This is a genomic window from Geodermatophilus sp. SYSU D00766, from assembly GCF_054049915.1.
Map to the genome: position 1 here is coordinate 59,172 of NZ_JBJGYI010000001.1, position 20,019 is coordinate 79,190.

Sequence of the window (20,019 nt, forward strand, 5' to 3'; positions counted from 1 at the left end):
CCTGTCGCTCCACGGACCAACCGGAAGGTGAGTCGCATGCAGGCAACCGAGTCCCTGCCACCCGCCGGCGACCTGGGCTCGTCGCCCGAGGCGGTGCCCGACCCGAGGTCGGACGACGCGTTGCCTCCGCCCGTCCACTACGACGTCGTCGCCCTGCAGATGACGATCTACTACAACCGGGAGGGCGACCACGACCACGACGGCATGCTCTTCGCGTTGTGCGACAACCTCCCGATCCTGCGGTACATCAGGGCGCTGGCGCAGGTCGGACTGCCGGGTCGAGCCTCTGGCGGCGAGGGGGACGACCCGGCGGATCTGTACTCGGAGGCGTGCGACCGCGCGAGCAGCATCGGGGTCGAGCTGCCGATGACGCCGGCACAGGCCAGGCAGCCCCATCCGCTGGTCCGTCCTCTGGTCCTCCGTGCCCGCCGCAGCGAGCAGGTGACCGTGACCCTGCACAACCACATCGACGGCCGAGCGGTGGGCCTGCACCTCGTGGGGGGCGGGTACGACGTCACCACCTCCGACGGCTCGCACGTCGGGGCGAACGCCCCGAGCCTGGCTGCGCCCGGAGGCACGTGGGAGTACACGTGGAGCTGCGACCACGAGGGCGTCTTCCCGTTCCACGACGGCGGCAACTACTCCGGCGGCGAGGACGGGACGAACGTGCACGGGCTCTTCGGAGCACTCGTCGTCGAGCCACCGGGGACGACGTGGCGGGATCCGAGCATCCTCACGACCACCGCCACCGCCACCGCCTCACACGGGCCGGACGGGACGGGGGACTTCCAGCAGGTCGACGGGCTCTACGTCGACGTGCTCGCTCCGGGACAGAGTCCGAGCGACACCCCGCCGTCGACGACGACACTCGCCGACCACCCCTGGCCGGCTCCGGAGCCGTATCCCTGCTTCGCCGAGCAGTCCTTCCGGGAGTTCGTCGTGTTCTTCCACGACGAGCCGGAGTTCGTGCCGCCGCACGGAGCACTGGAGCCCAGTCCGTGCACCCCCCACGGCCACCGCCACGGGCACGGACCCGACGACGGTCCCGCCGGTGGGCACCACGGCGGCCGGTGCTGCTGCGGAGACGACGGCCATCGCGGACGCGGGCACGGCACCTCGCCCGACGGCACGTCCGCGCACCGCCACGGGGCGACGGTGTCCCACCACCACGGCCGCCGGGACGGCGCCCACGGTGACGGCGGTGAGCACGACGACCTGCCCATCATGCCCATCTCCTACCGGGCGGAGCCGATGATCAACCGGGAGCGGACGCTGTGGAGACTGCTCCGCACGGGCCACGTCCTCGACAGCCCGGTGTTGAACGAGGAGCAGCACCACAGCTCGTGGATGTTCGGCGACCCCGTCACGCCGATCCTGCGCGCGTACATCGGTGACCCGGTCCGCATCCACCTGGTGCACGCCGCGGTCAAGGAGACGCACGTCTTCCACCTGCACCTCTACGAGTGGCACGCGATCCCGCAGGACCGCTTCTCCCCGCGCATCGACGCCATCTCCATCAGCCCTCAGACCGCGCACACCATCGAACCCGTCTGGGGCGCGGGCAACCGTCACCAGGTCGCCGGTGACGTGATCTTCCACTGTCACCTGTATCCCCACTTCCACGAGGGCATGTGGGGGATGTTCCGCACGTTCGAGACGCGGCAGGACGGCGAGGTCGGCGACTCCCTGGCGAGCGACGACCCGGTCTACGCCGGCCGCTCCATCGGGCGCTACCCGGACGGCACTCGCATCGCCAAGCTCCTCCCCCTCCCCGGGCGCGAGCCTCCTCCTCTGCCGACGCCCGAACAGCCCGGTTACCCGCTGTACATCCCCGGGACGCCATTGCAGAAGTCACCTCGGCCCCCCTGGCCGGACCGCCCGTTCGAGGACGACGAACGACCCTGCGACCCGGGGTACGAGCACCGCTTCGAGCTGCCGTGCGGGGTCTCCTCCCTCCGGGGAGCCGACATGCCCGACGACTTCGACTACCGCCGGGTCCCGACGGCCCTCGAGAGGGCGGCGTTCAACGACCGTCCGGTCCCCGGCGAACTGTTCACGCGCAACCGCCTCAGCAAGCAACAGGCGGAGCAGTGGGCCGAGGATCCCCAGTTCGGCAGGAACAGCTCCACCCAGGTCTGTCACGACATCGTCGTCGCGCGCCGCCGCATCGACTACAACAGCCACGGCTGGCACGACGACGACGGCCACCTCTACTACCTGGCCGCGGAGGGCGACCCGGCCGACCGCCCCGGACCCCTCGAGCCGCTGTTCTTCCGCGCCCAGCACGGGCAGATCGTCAACCTCACCCTGCGCAACGACACCCCCGAGGTGATCCCGGAGACGGAGTTCGACCACGCCTTCCCGCCGTGCCCGGCTCTGCAGTGGGAGGGCGAGTGCGCGCCGCACGTCCACATGGTGAAGTTCGACCCGATCTGCGCGGACGGCGCGAGCGTGGGCTGGAACTACATGAGCGGCGCCCGGCACGGGCTCAAGATGGTCTACCGCTGGTGGGCTGACCAGGAGTTCGGCACGATCTTCTTCCACGACCACCTGTTCGCGAACTACCGGCAGAAGCACGGCCTGTTCGGGGCGCTGCTGGTCGAGCCTGCGGGGTCGCGCTTCCTCCACCACATCGAGGCCGACCGTGCGGTCGTCACCGGCGTGCAGGCACTGATCGAGCGTCACCCCGACGACGACCGGGAGCCGCCGTGGTTCCGCGAGTTCTGCATCGGGATCGGGGACTTCATCCCCATGTGGGACCGGCACGGGCGGGCGCTCAACCCTCCTCAGCACCCTGGTGGTCACGGCGACCAGGGCGTGATGGGCCTGAACTACCGCAATGCCCCCATCCGGGAACGGGGCGGCGACCCGGCCTACTGGTTCAGCTCACGCGTGCACCGGGAGCCGGACACCACCATCTTCACCAGCTACCCCGACGAGCCCCTGTGGATCCGCCTCCTGCAGGGCTCGCACGAGGAGTCGCACAGCTTCCAGGTGCACGCGTTGCGGTGGCTGCGCTTCCGCGAACAGGTCGACTCGCTCATCCGCAACCAGCAGACCACCGGGATCGCCGAGGCCTTCACCTTCATCAACCAGGCTCCGCTCCACCGCGGGGACCACCTCTACAAGCTGTCCGGAGCCGACGACCTCTGGCTGGGCTGCTGGGGACTCATCCGCGTGCTCGACAAGCCCCCGGCCGGGTCACCCCTCGACGTCATCACACTCGGTGGCGCCTCGACCGAGGCGGCAGTCCTGCCGGGGGCAGCAGAACTCGAGGAGGGGGCTGGACAGCCGGCACCCGCTCGGCCAGAGCGGCGGTTCCGGGTCCGGGCCAGGCCGGCGAACCTGCGCTACCGGGACGACATCATCGACCCCCACGCCCTCCTCTACGAGGTGGTCGACTCCTTCACGGACCCCTGCCCGGCCTTCGACCTGACCACGCCGGAGGACCTCGAGCCCCTCGTCCTGTGGTGCCGGGAGGGCGAGGACGTCGTCGTCGAGCTGCAGAACTGCCTGCCCGAGGACCTCCGCGTCGAGCCGTTCGCCCCCGAGGTGCCGCTGGAGCGCCACGACCGGCCGGTGTCCCGGCAGGTGTCGCTGCACGCGGACCTCGTGACCTATGAGGTCGTCCAGCACGACGGCGCCAACGTCGGTGACAACCCACCACAGACGGTGCCGCCCGGGCAGGTCCGGGAGTACCGCTGGGACACCAGTCGTCCCGCAGGCAGCCAGGAGCCCCTCGGCCCGGTCCTGCTGCAGGACATGGCCGACGTCCGCCACCACCGCCACCACGGTCTCGTCGGGTCGCTCGTGGTCCTCCCCGCCGACGCCACGCCCCACCCCGTGCCGCACGGGCAGCCGACCGCGGACTCCGGGCCCGAGGGGTGGCACGGACCCCGGGTGACCGTCACACGGATCGGGGCCGACCTCCCCGAGGAGGACCGGGTGACCGAGCAGATGGTGCTGCTGGTGCAGGACGGGCTGCGACTGTTCCTCAACGCCGACGGCAGACCGGGCTTCCCGCTCCCCGATCCCCCGGCGGAGGAGGCCGGGGACGCCGAGAAGGAGGACCAGGGCCAGAAGGGGTTCAACTACCGCACCGAGCCCATCGGGTCGGTCTTCGACCCGCGCGGCAGCGACTACTCGCTGGACAAGACGCCGGCCACGCCGGTCTGGCGGGTCCCGGCCGGACGGAAGGTCCGCTTCCACCTCGTGGGCGCGCTGGACAAGCCACGCGCCTACAGCTTCACCATCCACGGGGTGACGTGGCCCGAGCACCGCTTCCGGTCGGGCGGCCCGGTGACCGCACCCCTGGTCTCGGCCGAGTCGGCGATCACCTCGGGCAGCGTCCGGACGTTCGAGTTCACCCCGACCACCCCGGGCGACCACGCCTACCGCAGCGGCGTCCTCACGTGGGCGGTACCCCAGGGGATGTGGGGGATCCTGCGTGTCGAACCCGCGGTCGGCGCCTCTGGTGGCCGGACATAGCGCGCACCGGACGCCCCTCGGCAACCGCGTCTCGATGCGCCGGCGCACCGGTGGATCCCCCGGAGCGTGCCGGGTGGCCGGTGCCGCCCGCGGTCAGGACGGGCCTCGCTGGGGGCCGTGCGCGTCCAGCCAGCCGACCATCGCCGACCTGGTGGCGCCGGAGAGCCGGTGCCAGTCGGCCAGCGGCACCCGCGGCACGCCGGCGGCCCGGCAGGCGGCGGCCACCGCGCCGGGCGGTGCCTCGGGGTCCCAGGCCGGGTCCAGCACCACCGCGGGGCGGTCGGCCGCCGCGGCGAGCAGGTCGGCGAGGGTGTACCCGGGCCGGGCCCGCAGCAGCGGCTCCCCGCAGGTGGGGGCGGCGAGCGCCAGGCCGGCCGGCGGCACCGCGCCGACGGCGGACAGGTGCAGCGCCACCAGCGCGCCCGTGCCGTAGGCGGCGACCCAGGCCCGGTCGTGCCCGGTGGCCGATGCGGCGACCGCGGCCACGGCGGCCGCGTCGGCGGTCATCCGGCCCAGCGGCGAGGACCCCGGCCCGGGGCGCTCCCCGTGCCGGGAGCCGCTGCCGACCGGGTCGTGGCAGGCGACCACCCAGCCGGCCGCGGCCAGGAGTGCCGGCAGCGGCTCGGCCTGCTCGTAGCCGGCCCGCCAGCCGGTCGCCGCGCACGGCGGGCCGAGCCAGAGCACCAGCCCGCGGCCGGCGCCCCCGCCCGGCGGGGACAGCAGGGTGACCGCGACGCCGTCGGGGGTCCGCAGCGGACCCTCCCCCGTTCCCCGCGGACGCGGGACGAGGCGCCCGGCCGGCCCGAGGGCGGCGCGGACGGCGGCGCGCAGCTCGGCACCGCGCACCGGCCGCGGGCCCGGGCGCACCCGGTCGGCCGGCCACGGGACCGGGGACGGCGCCGACGTCGTCCGGACGAGGCGGCGCGGCGGGCCGCCGAGCACCGACGCCGCCCAGTCCAGCTGGGCGGCCACCGCGGCCCCGTCGGCCCGGTGCCCGCCCGGGCGCAGCGCCAGCTCGAGGGCGTCGCCGCGGCCGAGCAGGGCGTACGCGTCGCGCGCGGCGTCGACGGCCGCGCGGGCGGCCGGGACGCGCTCGACCGGGTCCTCGACGGCCACCGAGACCAGCACCGGCCGCGGCGCGGCCAGCGCGAGCAGCTCGTGCGCGTCGGTGGGCAGCCGGTGCTCCCGGCCGGCGAACCAGCGCAGCCGCGGGTGGTACCAGCCCGGGTAGTGCCGGGTGAGCAGCTCCACCCCCTCGCCGAAGTGCCGGTCGGTGCACAGCCGGGCGGGGATGGCGCCGAGCACGCCGCTGGAGCTGGAGACCACTCCGGCGAAGCGGTCGTCGAACGCGGCGGCCAGCAGGGCGGTCTTGCCGTTGCGGCTGTGCCCGCCGACCAGCACCCGGCGGGCGTCCACCCCGGGCGCGTCCTGCAGCGCGTCCAGCACCCGGGACAGCACCCACGCCCGCCAGGCCAGCCGGCCGGCGACGACGGCGGGATGGGCCCGCTCGACGGTCTCGGTGTCGTCGTCGCCGTCCGCGGCCGAGACCAGGCAGGCGCCCCACCCGCGGGCCAGCGCCGCCTCCGCCCACGGGCCGTGGCTGGACTGCAGCAGGTACACCGGCACGTCTCGCCGCACGCCGGCCGCGGGCACCGGCAGCAGCAGCCGCGCCCGCACCGACCAGCCCCCGCCGACCGTGGACCCGCCGACCGTGGACCCACCGACCGTGAGCTCGCGGACCTCGACGCCGCCGTCGGTCCGCACCCGCTCGACGCGGACCCGCGTGCGGCGCGGCGCGGGCGGCAGCTCGCCGGTGAGCCAGCGGCGCCAGCGGGCGCGCAGCACGCCGCGCCGCGCCGCCCAGCCGGCGGCTCCGGCGGGCCCGGCCGGGAGGCCCTCGACCGGCGACCACAGGCCGGTGCGCGCGGGCAGCCGGGCGAAGTCCGGCGCGAGGTCGCCGCCGGCCGCCAGCCACGCCGAGAACGTCTCGCTCGGCGGCAGCACCCCGGCCAGCTCGGCGGTGTAGCGCCGCCGCCGGGCCGCGGCCGAGCGCCCGTCCCGGGAGCGGTCCGCCACTGCCGTCATGCACCCGCACGCTAGGACCCCGGGGACCCGCGCAGGTGTCGCGCGTGTTGCGTCCGTGCTCCCGCGGACGGGTGGTTCGCCGGCCGGTGGTTCGACGGGGCCGGGGCGCGGGCACTGCAGCCGCGTGCGCGTGCTGCTGGTGATCACCGACGAGGACTGGTACGAGGACGCCGGGTACGCGGCCGCCTGGGTGCGGGCGCTGGAGGAGCAGGGCGCCGAGGTCGAGCGGCTCGCCCGGGTGCCGGCCGACTGGCCGGTCACCGGCCCGCCACCGGGCCACTACGACCTGGCGATCGCGCACGTGCTCGTCGAGGAGGTGGTCGCCTACGCGCCCACCTTCGCCCTGGCCACCCTCCTCGAGGCGGCCGGCGTGCCGCTGCTCAACCCGGTGACCTCGCTGGTCGCCTCCGCCGACAAGCTCGTCACCCACGCCGTGTGGGCGGCCGCCGGGGTGCCCCAGCCCGCGGCGTGGGACCTGGCCCGGGTGCGGGAGTGGCCGATGCCCGGGCGGCAGATGGTGCTCAAGCCCTCCCTCGGCGACGGCGCGCGCTACATCGAGCTCGTCGGCGACCTCGACGCCGCCCGCGCGGTCGAGGCCGGCTGGCGGGAGCACGAGGCGGCCGGGGGCCACCGGCGCGGCACGTCGCTGCTGCAGGAGTGGATCGCCGAGCCGGCCTGCGCACGCGTCTTCGCCACGCCGGGCGCCACGTCCCTGGTCTACGAGAAGTCCCGGGAGGAGGGCGCGCTGGTCACCCACGGGACGGTGTACCCGCGGGTGTACGAGGCGCCGCCGGAGATGGCGCAGCTCGCCCGGCGCATGGTCGCCGCGCTCGGCGGCGGGCTGATGGGCGTCGACGTGCTCGTCGAGCGCGACGGCCGGCTGCTCGCGCTGGAGGCCAACGCGCCCTTCGGCTTCGACGTCACCGACCCGCAGCAGGGCCGGTGGGTGGCCCGCGCGGCACTGGCCGTGGCGGAGCGGGCGGCGGCGCAGCGCGCGGCGGCCGCCGCGTGAGCCTCGCCGCCGGCCTCGACGAGGCGCTGCTGCCCGACGGCGGCGACCGGGAGCACGCGGCGGCGGCGATGGCCGCCGTCCGCGCGTACGGCCCGGGCGCGCTGGCCGCCGACGTCGCCCGCGCCGCCGCCGGCCTGGACCTGCAGCACGGGCCCGCCGCCGAGTCCCACCTGTTCACCGTCGACCCGGTGCCGCGGGTGCTCGCCCGCGCGGAGTGGGAGGAGCTCGCGGCCGGCCTGGACCAGCGGCTGCGCGCACTGGAGGCGTTCGTCGCCGACGCGCACGGTCCGCGCGAGGCGGTGCGCGCCGGCGTCGTCCCGGCCGAGGTGCTCGACACCAACCGCTACCTGGCGCCCGGCCTGCCGGCGCCGCGGCGCTGGATCGGCATGGCCGGGCCCGACGTCGTCCGCGGCGCCGACGGGCGGCTCGTCGTCCTGGAGGACAACGTCCGGACGCCGACGCTGCTGGCCTACGCCCTGGCCGCCCGGGACCTGGTGGCCCCGCGCCTGGGGGTCGAGCCGGGACCGGCGCCCGTGCGGGAGGCCGCCGTCGCGGCGGTGCGGCGGATGCTCGCCGACGCCACCGACCGGCCCGACCCGGTCGTGGCCGTGCTCGGCGACGGCCCGCGCAGCGCGGTGGCCTGGGAGATCGACCGGCTCGGGGAGATGGTGGACGCGCCGGTCGTGCTGCCCGGGCAGCTGACGCTCCGCGGCGAGGAGCTGCGGCTGCGCGACGGGCGGCGGGTGGACCTGCTGTGGCGGCGCACCAGCGAGGAGCGGCTGACCGACGACGACGGCCGGCCCAACGAGCTCGGCGAGCTGCTGACGGGGCCGCTGCGGGCCGGCACGGTGACCGTGGTCAACGCCTTCGGCACCGGCGTCGCAGACGACAAGCGCACCTTCCCCTACGTCGAGGACCTGGTGCGCTTCTTCCTCGGCGAGCAGCCGCGACTGCGCTCGCAGCCGGCCTACGACCTCGGCGACCCGGCGCAGTGCCGGGCGGCGCTGGACCGGCTGCCCGAGCTGGTGCTCAAGCCGCGGTCCGGCTCGGGCGGCCACGGGGTGCTCATCGGCCCGCGGGCGTCCGCCGACGAGCTCGGGCGCGCCCGCGCCGCCGTCCTGGCCGACCCCGGGGAGTGGATCGCCCAGGAGCCGGTCGCGCTGTCGACGCACCCCACGGTCGTCGACGGCGCGCTCGCGCCGCGGCACGTGGACTACCGGCCCTACGCCTTCTGCACCGACGAGGGGACGACCGTGCTGCCGGGCGGCTTCACCCGGGTGTCGCTGACCGAGGGCGAGCTGGTGGTCAACGCCTCCCAGGGCGGGGGCGGCAAGGACACCTGGGTGGTCGGCTGAGCGTCCCGGCGGGCGGGCGGACGAGGATGGCCTCCGGTTCCGGAGAGGGAGGCGGCATGGCGATCGAGGACGGCGTCCGCGACCTGGAGGCGGGGGTGGCGACCGACTTCCACGAGCGGATGGACTACGGCGACTACCTGCACCTCGACGCGCTGCTGTCGGCCCAGCACCCGATCAGCGACCACCACGACGAGCTGCTGTTCATCGTCCAGCACCAGACCACCGAGCTGTGGCTCAAGCTCGCCCTGCACGAGCTGCGCGCCGTCCGCTCCCACCTCGACGACGACGACGTGCGCCGCGCGCGCAAGGGCCTGGCCCGGGTCAAGCACGTCTTCCGCACCATCACCGAGCAGTGGTCGGTGCTCGCGACCCTGACGCCCAGCGAGTACACCGAGTTCCGCGGCGTCCTGGGCAACGCGTCGGGTTTCCAGTCCTGGCAGTACCGCGCCGTCGAGTTCGTCCTCGGCAACAAGAACGCGCAGGTGCTGCCGGTGTTCGCGTCCCGGCCGCAGGCGCACGCGGTGCTGGCGGAGCTGCTCGACAGCCCGACGGTGTACGACGCCTTCCTGCGCTTCCTCGCCCGCGCCGGTCACCCGGTGCCCGAGCACGTCCTGCACCGGGACGTGCGCCGGGCGTGGGTGGCCGACGAGTCGCTGCTGCCCGTGTACAAGGCGATCTACGAGGACACCACGACCCACTGGGCGGAGTACGCGACCTGCGAGGACCTCGTCGACCTCGAGGACGCCGTCCAGCTGTGGCGCTTCCGCCACCTGCGCACGGTGCAGCGGACCATCGGCTTCCGGACCGGCACCGGCGGGAGCTCCGGCGTGGACTTCCTCCGGCGCGCGCTGGACCTGACCTTCTTCCCCGAGCTCTACGCGGTGCGGACGTCCATCGGCACCTGAGCGCCCGGGCCCCGGCCGGACCCGCCGGCGCTCAGAGCTGCAGGACCGACGCGGCGACCAGGTGGGCGGCGGCCACGGCCTCCGGGTCGTGCAGGTCCCCGGGGTGCTCGGCCACCGCACGGGCGCGGGCGCGCACGGCCGCGCCGGGGTCCTCGGCGACGAGGTCGCGGCACAGCGCGGCGACCACGGCGCGCGCGTCGTGCTCGTCGAGACCGTCGAGGGCCAGGCCGTCGTGCAGCAGGGTCGCCGCCTCGCGGAACACCTCGCGGGCCGCCTCCGGATCGACCTCGGGCCGGTCCCGGGCCACGGCCTCGGCGGTGGTCAGGAACGGCTCGAACACGGGGTCCACGCTCCGGGGTGGCATGCGGCGAACCTCCCAGCGCGCCTCCGCACGGGCAACGGGTTTCCCGCGACCGCCGGGCGGTGCGCGGTCAGGCGATCTGGGCGGGGATGCGCCGGCCCTCGACGAGCAGGCACAGGTGCTGCAGCCCCGCGATCGACACGGCCTGCAGCAGGGGCAGCCGCACGAACACCAGGCCCACGGGGCCGAGGAAGGCGGCGAGGAGCCACACCGAGGTCGCCAGGCAGAGCAGCCGCCGGCCGGACCTCCCGGCATCCGGGCCCCGCGGCGCGAGGGGCAGTGCGGCCACCGCGAAGGCGGCCGCCAGGGCGATCGTCAGCAGCGCGGCGCTGCGCGATCCGCCCAGCCAGTCGGCGGGGAGGCTCCCGACGACGGCCGCCGCGATCGCCGCGGACCACCACAGGCGGCCGGTGGCGCGTCCGGTCCCCCGGCCCGAGGGCTCGTAGCAGTCCAGCTCGGTCGGCGGGTGCTGGGCCAGCATCCGGGCCCGGTCGCGGTGGACGGCCACCGAGGGGTGGTTGCGCAGCACGCGCTCGACCAGCTCGTCCGGCACCGCGGCCGACAGCCACAGGGCCTCGATCCGGCAGTGCTCGGCGCGCAGGCCGCGGGTCCCGGCGACCACGTGCCCCCAGCAGGCGACGACGGCGAGGACGTGCCGGCTGCGCGGCTGGTCCCCGAGCCACTGCTCCCCGCCGAAGGCGTAGAAGCCGCACGTGCAGTCCGGGCCGGGGCTGGGGTGCGGCGGGCGGTCGGTCCGCAGGCACCGCGCGGTGTTGGCGCCCTCGTGCCACGGGTCGGCGGAGAACAGGGGGTAGAGCAGACCGTCCGGCCCGATGCGGAAGGTGCGCAGTGCCCTGATCTCGCCCACCTGTGGCTCGAAGCCACCGTAGGGGTCCACCGCCCTACCTCGACGGGGACGGTTCCCGCTGCGGCTCGGGTCGCTCGGGCGAGGCCGGCCCGGGGGTCGGCTCGGGCACGGGCAGGACCTCGATGCGGCGGACTTCCTTGCCGATGTTGCCCACGTCACGAGGGTAGGGGCCCGACCGGCGATCCGCGCCCCTCCCGTCGCGCCGGTGTGGTGGGCGCCCGGCGTCCCGGCGACGATGGCGCACCGGGAGGTCCGGACGGCGAGGGTCGCCGCGCTCCCGCCCCAGGAGGACAGGATGCCGGCACCGCTGCCCCCGCTGCCGACGATGGTCGTCGGCAGCCTGCCCCAGCCCGACTGGCTCATCGACCGGGAGCGGCTGGGTCACCGCTTCCCCCCGCGGGTGCGCGCCCGGGAGCTGTGGCGCATCCCGCCGCAGCACCTGCAGGAGGCCCAGGACGACGCCACGCTGGCGGCCGTGCGTGCCCAGGAGGAGGCCGGGCTGGACGTGGTGACCGACGGCGAGATCCGCCGGGAGTCCTACTCCAACCACTTCGCGACGGCGCTCGGCGGGCTCGACCTCGACCCGCCGGGGACGGTGCGCAACCGGTCGGGGATCGAGATCCCGGTGCCCCGGGTGACCGGCGAGATCCGCCGGCCGTCCCCGGTCCAGGTGGACGACGTCCGGTTCCTCCGCGCGCACACCGACCGGGCGACCAAGATCACCGTGCCCGGGCCCTTCACCATGGCCCAGCAGTCGCAGGACGAGCACTACCGCGACGACCGGGCGCTGGCGATGGCCTACGCCGACGTCGTCCGCGAGGAGATCGCCGACCTGTTCGCCGCCGGTGCCGACGTCGTCCAGGTGGACGAGCCGTGGCTGCAGGCGCGTCCGGAGGTGGCCCGCCGCTTCGGCGCCGAGGCGGTGACCCGGGCCGTGGCCGGCGCCGCCGGCCCGGTGCACGTGCACCTGTGCTTCGGCTACGCGGCGATGGTCTCCGAGCGGCCGGCGGGCTACTCCTTCCTGCCCGAGCTGGCCGACACCCCGGCCGACACGATCTCGGTCGAGACGGCGCAGTCGCGACTGGACCCCGCGACCCTGCGGCCGCTGCGGGGCAAGGGCATCGCGCTCGGCGTCCTCGACCTGTCGACCCCCGCGGTGGAGACCCCGGAGACGGTCGCCGAGCGGGTCCGGCGGGCGCTGGACCACGTCGACGTCGACCGGCTCGTGCTCTCCAGCGACTGCGGGCTCAAGTACCTCCCCCGGGCGGCGGCCGCCGGGAAGATGCGGGCGCTGGCGCAGGCGGCGGCGATCCTGCGGGCCGAGCTGTGACCGGGGTGCCGGGCGCGCACGACGAGGACGTGCGCGCGGTGCTGGCCGCCGAGGACCGCCGCTACCGGGCCATGCAGGACGCCGACCTGGCGGTGCTCGCGGAGCTGTGCGCCGACGAGCTCAGCTACGCCCACTCCAGCGGTGCCCGGGACACCAAGGACGAGTACCTGGGCAAGGTGCGCTCGGGCCACTACGTCTACCGCCGCATCGACCACCCGGTGGAGCGGGTGGCCGTCGTGGGCGACAGCGCGCTCGTCGTCGGCCGGATGACCGCGGACCTCGACGTCGACGGCGTGCCGAGGACGATCGACAACCTGGCCCTCGCCGTGTGGACGCGGGCCTCGGGGCGGTGGCGGCTGCTGGCCTACGCGCCGACGCCGCTGCCCGCCTGAGCCCCGGCCTGCGCCGTCGGCTGGAGCACGAAGTCGTACCGCGCCTCGAGCCACGGCTCGGCCGAGGTGCCGCCGTCCGGGGTCTCGCCGGGCTCCCGCTGCTCGAAGCGGACGACCAGCTCGGCCTTGGTGCCGAAGACGACGTCGCTGTCGAGGTACTGCGCGCCCTCCTGGAACAGGTGGGTGATCAACGGCTCGTAGCCCGGGACGTTCAGCAGGAAGTGCACGTGCGCCGGCCGGAAGTGGCTGATCGCCGTCTGCGCGATGAGCTCGCCCACCGGCCCGTCCATCGGGATCGTGTAGCCCAGCGGCGCGACGGTGCGCAGGCAGTAGCTGCCGTCCTCGCGGGTCCGGTACTTCGCGCGCAGCCGGGCCTCGTCGACGTCGGCGTGCTGCGACTCGTAGAGCCCCTCGTCGTCGGCCTGCCAGACGTCGAGCACCGCCCCCGGCACGGGGGCGCCGTCGAGGTCGGTCACCACGCCGGAGACGAACAGCGGCGTGCCGGGCAGGCCCTGGGACATGTCGGCGCCGTACCCGAGCTCCGGCGAGCCCTCGACGTGGAACGGGCCCAGCACCGTGGCGGGCGTCGCCCGGGGGTCGAGCCGGTGGTTCATCTGGACGACCAGCATCGACAGGCCGAGCACGTCGGAGGCGAGGATGAACTCCTCGCGCTTGGCGTCGCTGATCTGCCCGGCGCGGGTCAGCCACTGCACCGCCGCCATCCACTCCGCCTCGGTCAGCCGGACCTCGCGGGCGAAGGCGTGCAGGTGCCGCACGAGCGCCGTCAGGAGCTCGGCCGTGCGGGGGTCCCTGGCCGTGGCCCAGCGCTGCACGGCCAGGTCGGTGATGTTCTCCTCGGTGACCAGCTGCACGGTCGCCTCCTCCTCGGGGCCGCGGGCGGCGGGCGCCGCCCGCGCGGTGGGTGGTTCAGGGCGTGAGGACCAGCCGCACACCCGCCTGCCCGGACGCCTGCCGGTCCCAGGCCTCGGCGACCCGGGCGAGCGGGAGCACCTCGTGGGCGACGGCGAGCCGGCCGGCCGCCGCGTGGCCGGCCACCGCGGTGACGGCGTCGCGGCGCTCGCCGGCGGTCAGGTGGTTGTTGGTGTAGCCGAGCACCGACGCCGAGCGGCTGCGCAGGTCGGCCGAGGAGAACCGCGCGACGTCGCTCCCGGACCCGCCGAGGTTGACCAGCCGCCCGCGGACGGCCAGCACCCGCGCGGCGGCGGTCGCCGCGGTGCCGAACACCGGGTCGACCACGACGTCGGCCCCGGCCCCGACGGCGTCGCGGAGCCGGGCGGTCAGCTCGTCGACGTCGCCGCCGGACGCGAGCACCTCGTCGGCGCCGGCGCGGCGGGCCCGCTCCCGCGCCTCCGGCGACCGGGCCACGGCCACCACCCGGCCGGCGCCGAGCAGCCCGGCCGCGCCGATCGCGGCCTGCCCGACCGCTCCCCCGCCGCCGAGGACGAGCACGGTCTCCCCCTCCCGCAGCCGGGCCCGCTCGGTGAGCACCACCCAGGCCGCGATCCCGGACGTGCCCAGGGCGGCCAGCGCGGCGTCGTCGACGTCCGCGTCGATCGGCACGACGTCCTCGTCGGGGACCGCGCACTGCTCGGCGAGGCTGCCGTCCCCCGGCCGCATGCCGGCGGTGGTCGAGACGAACACGCGGGTCCCCTCGGCGAGCACCGCCGAGCGCCGGACCACCCCGACGCCCTGGACGCCGGGGACGTAGGGGGTGGCCGGCCGCCCGAAGTACGAGGTCCCCGACGCGCACAGCTGGTCGAGCGGGACGATCGGCGCCGCGGTCACCGCGACCAGCGTCTGCCCGGCCGCCGGCACCGGGTCGGGGTGCTCGGCGTAGGCGGGCGTGCCGCCCGGTTCGGGGAGGACCGCCGCGTTCATCCCGGTGGCTCCTGGTCGCCGGGGCCGTCGGGGTCGACGTAGGTCGCGTTGCGGTCGACCGCGAGGTAGGCGTCCATGCCGATCGGCCGGCGGCGCTCCTCGGCGATGTGCCCGAGCAGGCCGGCCGCCCGGGCCAGCAGGGCGACGCCGCGCAGCATCTCGACCGGCAGCCCCAGGTCGGCGAGCGCGGCACCGCAGACGCCGGCACCGTTGAGCGGCAGCCGCCGGCCGAGGACCTGCTCGTGCACCCGGCCGACCGCCTCGAACAGGCGCAGGTGCGGCCCCCGCAGCCCCTCCTCCTCCGCGATGCCGACGAGCACCGCGGTGCGCGGGTCGCGCACCTTGTGCACCGGGTGGCCGAGGCCGGGGACGAGGCGGCCGGCCGCCCGCGTGGCCTGCACCGCCGCCAGCGCCAGCGCGTCCCAGCCGTCGTCGTCGGTGGGCAGCGGCCCGTCCTGCGCCTCGAGGACCGTGTGCAGGAACACCCCGCAGTCCTCGGTGACGCCGAGGAACCGGGAACCGCCACCCAGCAGCCCGGCGGCCAGCGCCCCCTGCAGCGAGTCCGGCGCCGACAGGTAGGTCAGCCGGGCGGCGATCGCGGTGGGCGTGAAGCCGTGGTCGGCGAGGGCGACGAGCACCGCCTCGAACACGCGGGTCTCGGCCGGCGTGGGACGGCGGGTGCTCAGCAGCCAGAACGCCAGCTCGCCGAAGCCCACCCGGCCCATCAGGTCGGCGGTGAGGTCCCGGCCGAGCAGCCGGATCTCGTCGGCGGTCGACGTGCCGAGGGACGTCGGGAACGAGAGCCCGTCACCGCTCATGCCGACGCCTCCTCACCGGCCGGCTCCGCCAGCCACCGGCGGATCTCCGCGCCGTGCTCGTCGACGGCCGGCGGTGGCAGCCGGTACTCCGCCGCGGTCGCCGAGAACGTGATCGGGTTGCGCACGGAGGGGACGGCGGCCGGGCCCTCCCCGGCGTGGACCACCGGGGCGAGGCCGATCTCCTCGGCGAAGGCCACGCCCTGGTCGATGGTGTTGATCGGTCCGCACGGCACCCCCGCGCCGATGATGTCGCGGAACCAGTCCGCCTTCGATCGGGTGCGCAGCCGCGCGACCAGCAGCGGGCGGAGCTGGTCGCGGTTGGCCGTCCGGTCCTCGTTGCGGGCGAACCGCGGGTCGTCGACGAGCCCGGGCACCCCGAGCACCTCGCACAGCCGGCGGAACTGCCCGTCGTTGCCCGCCGTGACGATGAGCTCCCCGTCGGCGCACGGCAGGGGCTCGTAGGGGAACAGGCTGGGGTGGCTGTTGCCCATGCGGAAGGGGACGACCCCGCCCGCGACGAACGCGCTGGTCTGGTTGACCAGGCCCGACAGGGCCGACGAGAGCAGGTTGACCTCCACGTGCTGGCCCTCCCCCGTCTCGCGGCGGTGGTGCAGCGCCGAGAGCACCCCGATCGTGGCGTGCAGACCGGCCATGACGTCGAAGAGCGCCACGCCGGCCCGGTACGGCTCCCCCTCGGGGTCGCCGGTCAGGCTCATGAACCCCGAGATGGCCTGCACGATGAGGTCGTAGCCGGGCAGCGACCGTCCCCCGGGCGCGCTGCCGAACCCGCTGATGGACGCGTAGACGACCCGCGGGTTCTCCGCCGCGACGCTGGCGTGGTCCAGCCCGAAGCGGGCCAGTCCGCCGGGCTTGAAGTTCTCGACGAGCACGTCGGCCCGCCGCGCCAGCTCCCGCGCGAGGGCGGCGTCGCCGGGGTCCTTCAGGTCCAGCACGACCGAGCGCTTGTTGCGGTTGACGCCCAGGTAGTAGGTCGACACGCCGTCCCGGACCGGGGGCTGCCAGGTGCGGGTGTCGTCCCCGCCCGGCCCCTCGACCTTGACCACCTCGGCGCCGAGGTCGGCCAGCAGCATCGTGGCGTACGGGCCGGCGAGGACCCGGGAGAAGTCGGCCACGAGCAGGCCCGCGAGCGGCCCGCGGGGCGCCGGGTCGGGGGGTCTCGACGTCATCGGGCGGGCTCGCCTCTCGTCCGGGGACTCCGCGATGCGGACGTGCGTCCGGGCCGGAGTCTGCGGGCCGCGACCGGTCCTGTCAACGACCGGTCGTCGTCCGTGACGGTCGTCCGCCGACCTTGACACGTGGTCTGCATCACACCAGAGTGGCGCCGCCCGGACCAGTGGCCGTCAGGCGGACAGCGGTCCGGACGACACCCGCCGTCCGAGGAGGAGACGATGAGCATGTCCGGTGCTGCCAGCGGCGACGGGGCCGGTGCCCCCGTGGCCGGCCGTCCGCTCGTGTTCCGCGGCGGCACCGTCCTGACCGTGGACGACGCCGCGACGGTCCTGCGGGACGCCGACGTGCTCGTCGTCGACGACCGGATCGCCGCGGTGGGCCACCGGCTGGACGTCCCCGAGGGCACCGCCGAGATCGACGCCTCGGGCGGCATCGTCATGCCGGGCATGATCGACACCCACCGGCACATGTGGCAGACGGCGATGCGCGGCTACGGCGCCGACTGGACGCTCACCCAGTACTTCGTCTGGTACTACCTCGAGCACGGCAGGAAGTTCCGGCCGCAGGACATCGCGGCGGGCAACCGGCTCGCGGCGATCGAGTCGCTCGACGCCGGCGTGACCACCACGGTCGACTGGTCGCACAACCTGCACACCACCGACCACGCCGAGGCCGCGATCGAGGCGCTCCGGTCGGTGCCCGGCCGGTTCGTCCTGGCGTACGGCAACATCCAGGCCGGCCCGTGGGAGTGGAGCGCCGACCCGGCCGTCCGCTCGATCCTGGAGCGGCTGCGCGACGCCGGCGACGACCGGATGGGCGTGCAGATGGCGTTCGACGTCACCGGCGACCCGGCCTTCCCGGAGCGGGCGGCGTTCGAGGTGGCCCGCGACCTCGGGATCCCGGTCACCACGCACGCCGGCGTGTGGGGCGCGACGAGCGACACCGGCATCCAGCAGATGTACGACGGCGGGTTCATGACGCCGGAGACGACCTACGTGCACGCCTCGACGCTGACCCGCGACAGCTACCAGCGGATCGCGGCCACCGGCGGGTCGATCTCGGTGGCGACCGAGTCCGAGTGCAGCGCCGGCCAGGGCCACGCGCCCACCGAGCAGGTGCTGCAGTACGGCATCCCGGTGTCGCTGTCGATGGACACTAGCGTCTGGTGGAGCGGCGACATGTTCTCCGCCATGCGCGCCACGCTCAACGCCGACCGCATGGCCGAGCACCTCACCGCGCACCTGCAGGGCGAGACCGTCACCCACCTGCGGCTGCGGGCGGCGAGGGTCCTGGAGTGGTGCACCCGCGGCGGCGCGCACACCATCGGCCGCGACCGCGACCTGGGCAGCATCGAGGTCGGCAGGAAGGCCGACGTCGTCCTGGTCAAGAACGACGACTCCCCCGTCTCCTTCCCGCTGCTCAACCCGGTCGGCCACGTGGTGTTCCAGGCCCAGCGCGGCGACGTGCACACCGTCGTCGTCGACGGCCGGGTGGTGAAGTCCGACGGCAGGCTGGTCGGGATCGACCTCGCCGCGGTGCGCCGGGAGGTCGAGGACACGATCGGGTACCTGCAGGCGGAGTGCGGCGAGGAGGTCTGGGAGGCCGGGATGTTCCCGGAGGCGCCGGAGGCCGAGCAGTCGATCCTGGAGAACCCGTACCAGTACACCGACTTCAAGGACGAGTCGAAGCGGGCCGGCGGCGAGGAGCGCGTCCTCGGGCGGTGACCGGCCCGGACCGGTGACGCGCCCGGCGGGGCGCGCGCCGCCGCCCGCGGCCCGTGTCATCCTCGCGAGGGGGGAGGGATGTGCGATGGCGGGGCGCGGCACGGGACCGGACTTCGTGGAGGCCCTGGCCCGCGGGCTGGACGTCCTGGCCTGCTTCGACGCCGACCACCGCAGCATGTCGCTGACGGAGGTGGCGACCGCGGTCGGGCTCGCCCGGCCCACCGCCCGCCGGCTGCTGCTCACCCTGGAGGAGCTGGGGTTCGTCCGGTCCTCCGGCGGGGCGTTCCAGCCGACCCCCAAGGTGCTCACCCTGGGCATGGCCTACGTCGGCGCGCTCGGCCTGTGGGACATCGCCCGCCCGCACCTGGAGGCGCTGGTCGCCCGCACCGGCGAGTCGTCGTCGATGGCGCAGCTCGACGGGTCCGACATCGTCTACGTCGCCCGGGTGTCGGTGCCCAAGCTGATCGCGCTGCGGGTCGACATCGGCACGCGGTTCCCGGCGGTGCTGACCTCGCAGGGCAAGGTCCTGCTGGCCGCCCTGCCCCCGGACCGGCTCGCCGCGACGCTGGCCGAGCCCAGCCGGTCGGGCCTGCCCGGGCGGACCCACCGGACGCCGGAGCAGCTGCACGAGGAGCTGACGGAGGTCCGCGCCCGGGGGTGGGCGCTGGCCGACGAGGAGCTGGCCCCGGGGGTGCGCTCGGTCGCGGTCCCCGTCCGCGACCGGGACGGCGTCGTGCAGGCCGCCATGAACGTCACCGTGCACGCGGCCGAGACGACCATCGACCGCTTGCTCGGGGACCACCTGCCGCTGCTGCTCCGCACGGCGGGCGAGGTCGGTGCGGAGTGGGCGCTGTGGCAGTCCCGGCCGCACGTCCAGCTGCCCCGGCCGGCGGGCTCGGCCACCGCGTAGCGGGACCTCCCGATCCGGCAGCCGTCGCCACGGGGACCGTGCGCTGCTTGACTACCGGCATGGTCGCCCCGCTCCCCGAGCCCGGTCCGGAGATCGACCCCGACGAGCCGGTCCCCGACGACCCGGGCGAGCTGCTGCCCGACGCCCCCGAGCCGCTGCCGCCCCCGCCGATCGAGGCCAGCCCGGACGACCCCGGCGGCGACCCCGGCGGCGTGCCCGAGCCCGCCTGAGCAGCGCACCGGTGGCGGGTCAGCGGCGGGCGAGGACGGCCATCGCCACCGCGCACCCCCACCCGACCGCGACGGCCGGCGTCTCGAGGGGGTCGAACCCGCCCGGCCGGACCCGCACCCGGTTCCACCGCTCGCTCGGGTAGCCCAGCGACAGGCCCGTCCCCAGCCACCGGAGCACCCACCGGGCGCGGTCGTCCGGCCCGCGGAGCAGCCGGCCGACCGCCCACAGCTGCGGCCCGAGCAGGTACGGGGGCGCGCTGTAGGCGGTGCCGAACCACAGCCAGTCCCGCACGAGGTGCTCCGGCTCCCCCGCCATGAACGGGACGTCGAAGGTCCGGCGGCGCCGCAGGGCGAGGACGTGACCGACTCCCTGGGCCGCCAGCTGGGTCGCGGCGACCGCTGCGAGCGCCGTCCGGTGCGTCATGCCGCCGCACCGTAGGCCGGCGCCGTG

General features: G+C 75.6%; 17 protein-coding genes. 9 read left to right on the plus strand and 8 right to left on the minus strand.

Annotated elements, in window-relative coordinates; genetic code table 11:
* Positions 1 to 36: 36 nt before the first annotated feature.
* Positions 37 to 4,488: a multicopper oxidase domain-containing protein gene (locus tag ACI8AD_RS00310; RefSeq protein WP_456868528.1), complete on the plus strand. Its 4,452-nt coding sequence runs from the start codon at positions 37 to 39 to the stop codon at positions 4,486 to 4,488.
* 93 nt (positions 4,489 to 4,581) lie between these two features.
* Here ACI8AD_RS00310 and ACI8AD_RS00315 read toward each other — a convergent pair whose 3' ends face one another.
* Positions 4,582 to 6,573 carry a glucuronyl esterase domain-containing protein gene (locus tag ACI8AD_RS00315; protein ID WP_456868529.1) on the minus strand — a complete coding sequence of 664 codons (1,992 nt, stop codon included), beginning with the start codon at positions 6,571 to 6,573 and terminating at the stop codon, positions 4,582 to 4,584.
* A gap of 124 nt (positions 6,574 to 6,697) precedes the next feature.
* Here ACI8AD_RS00315 and ACI8AD_RS00320 point away from each other — a divergent pair, with 124 nt between their 5' ends.
* The 3 genes from ACI8AD_RS00320 to ACI8AD_RS00330 are packed head-to-tail and all read left to right on the plus strand — an operon-like array spanning position 6,698 to position 9,845.
* Entirely contained in the window at positions 6,698 to 7,585 is an 888-nt protein-coding gene (locus ACI8AD_RS00320) for an ATP-grasp domain-containing protein (protein ID WP_456868530.1), read from the plus strand.
* Positions 7,582 to 8,940, plus strand: coding sequence for a circularly permuted type 2 ATP-grasp protein (locus tag ACI8AD_RS00325; protein WP_456868531.1), 1,359 nt, complete (start codon positions 7,582 to 7,584; stop codon positions 8,938 to 8,940). Before ACI8AD_RS00320 ends, ACI8AD_RS00325 begins: the two co-directional genes overlap by 4 nt.
* A 56-nt stretch (positions 8,941 to 8,996) precedes the next feature.
* Positions 8,997 to 9,845, plus strand: coding sequence for a tryptophan 2,3-dioxygenase (locus tag ACI8AD_RS00330; RefSeq protein WP_456868532.1), 849 nt, complete (start codon positions 8,997 to 8,999; stop codon positions 9,843 to 9,845).
* 31 nt (positions 9,846 to 9,876) lie between these two features.
* On the opposite strand, the gene ACI8AD_RS00335 is transcribed toward ACI8AD_RS00330, so the two are convergent.
* Complete coding sequence (locus ACI8AD_RS00335; protein ID WP_456868533.1) at positions 9,877 to 10,185, minus strand: hypothetical protein; 309 nt, start codon at positions 10,183 to 10,185, stop codon at positions 9,877 to 9,879.
* A 91-nt stretch (positions 10,186 to 10,276) separates the two neighbouring features.
* A complete protein-coding gene (locus tag ACI8AD_RS00340; protein WP_456868534.1) occupies positions 10,277 to 11,104 on the minus strand; it encodes a hypothetical protein in 828 nt (275 codons plus the stop codon).
* Between the two features lie 265 nt (positions 11,105 to 11,369).
* Here ACI8AD_RS00340 and ACI8AD_RS00345 point away from each other — a divergent pair, with 265 nt between their 5' ends.
* A complete protein-coding gene (locus ACI8AD_RS00345) occupies positions 11,370 to 12,404 on the plus strand; it encodes a uroporphyrinogen decarboxylase family protein (RefSeq protein ID WP_456868535.1) in 1,035 nt (344 codons plus the stop codon).
* On the plus strand, positions 12,401 to 12,796 hold the full coding sequence (locus ACI8AD_RS00350; protein WP_456868536.1) for a nuclear transport factor 2 family protein: 396 nt from the start codon (positions 12,401 to 12,403) through the stop codon (positions 12,794 to 12,796). The genes ACI8AD_RS00345 and ACI8AD_RS00350 overlap by 4 nt, the downstream gene beginning before the upstream one ends.
* Here the strand turns inward: ACI8AD_RS00350 and ACI8AD_RS00355 are convergent.
* Genes ACI8AD_RS00355 through ACI8AD_RS00370 form a run of 4 tightly spaced genes read right to left on the minus strand, consistent with a single transcriptional unit; the run spans position 12,769 to position 16,700 of the window.
* Entirely contained in the window at positions 12,769 to 13,668 is a 900-nt protein-coding gene (locus ACI8AD_RS00355) for a dioxygenase family protein (RefSeq protein ID WP_456868537.1), read from the minus strand. The two genes, ACI8AD_RS00350 and ACI8AD_RS00355, sit on opposite strands and share 28 nt — an antisense overlap.
* 55 nt (positions 13,669 to 13,723) lie before the next feature.
* Positions 13,724 to 14,695 (minus strand): zinc-binding dehydrogenase, encoded by a 972-nt coding sequence (locus ACI8AD_RS00360; RefSeq protein WP_456868538.1) that lies wholly within the window; start codon positions 14,693 to 14,695, stop codon positions 13,724 to 13,726.
* Positions 14,692 to 15,513: a citryl-CoA lyase gene (locus ACI8AD_RS00365; protein WP_456868539.1), complete on the minus strand. Its 822-nt coding sequence runs from the start codon at positions 15,511 to 15,513 to the stop codon at positions 14,692 to 14,694. The genes ACI8AD_RS00360 and ACI8AD_RS00365 overlap by 4 nt, the downstream gene beginning before the upstream one ends.
* Positions 15,510 to 16,700: a CaiB/BaiF CoA transferase family protein gene (locus ACI8AD_RS00370; RefSeq protein ID WP_456868540.1), complete on the minus strand. Its 1,191-nt coding sequence runs from the start codon at positions 16,698 to 16,700 to the stop codon at positions 15,510 to 15,512. The genes ACI8AD_RS00365 and ACI8AD_RS00370 overlap by 4 nt, the downstream gene beginning before the upstream one ends.
* A gap of 222 nt (positions 16,701 to 16,922) precedes the next feature.
* Between ACI8AD_RS00370 and ACI8AD_RS00375 the strand changes: the two genes are divergently transcribed.
* The 3 genes from ACI8AD_RS00375 to ACI8AD_RS00385 all read left to right on the plus strand — a co-directional run bounded on the left by ACI8AD_RS00375 (position 16,923) and on the right by ACI8AD_RS00385 (position 19,568).
* A complete protein-coding gene (locus tag ACI8AD_RS00375; RefSeq protein WP_456868541.1) occupies positions 16,923 to 18,428 on the plus strand; it encodes an amidohydrolase family protein in 1,506 nt (501 codons plus the stop codon).
* 85 nt (positions 18,429 to 18,513) lie between these two features.
* Positions 18,514 to 19,338: an IclR family transcriptional regulator domain-containing protein gene (locus ACI8AD_RS00380; RefSeq protein ID WP_456868542.1), complete on the plus strand. Its 825-nt coding sequence runs from the start codon at positions 18,514 to 18,516 to the stop codon at positions 19,336 to 19,338.
* Between the two features lie 59 nt (positions 19,339 to 19,397).
* Positions 19,398 to 19,568: a hypothetical protein gene (locus ACI8AD_RS00385; protein WP_456868543.1), complete on the plus strand. Its 171-nt coding sequence runs from the start codon at positions 19,398 to 19,400 to the stop codon at positions 19,566 to 19,568.
* Positions 19,569 to 19,587: 19 nt separating this feature from the next.
* On the opposite strand, the gene ACI8AD_RS00390 is transcribed toward ACI8AD_RS00385, so the two are convergent.
* Positions 19,588 to 19,992 (minus strand): hypothetical protein, encoded by a 405-nt coding sequence (locus tag ACI8AD_RS00390; RefSeq protein WP_456868544.1) that lies wholly within the window; start codon positions 19,990 to 19,992, stop codon positions 19,588 to 19,590.
* Positions 19,993 to 20,019 lie beyond the last annotated feature (27 nt).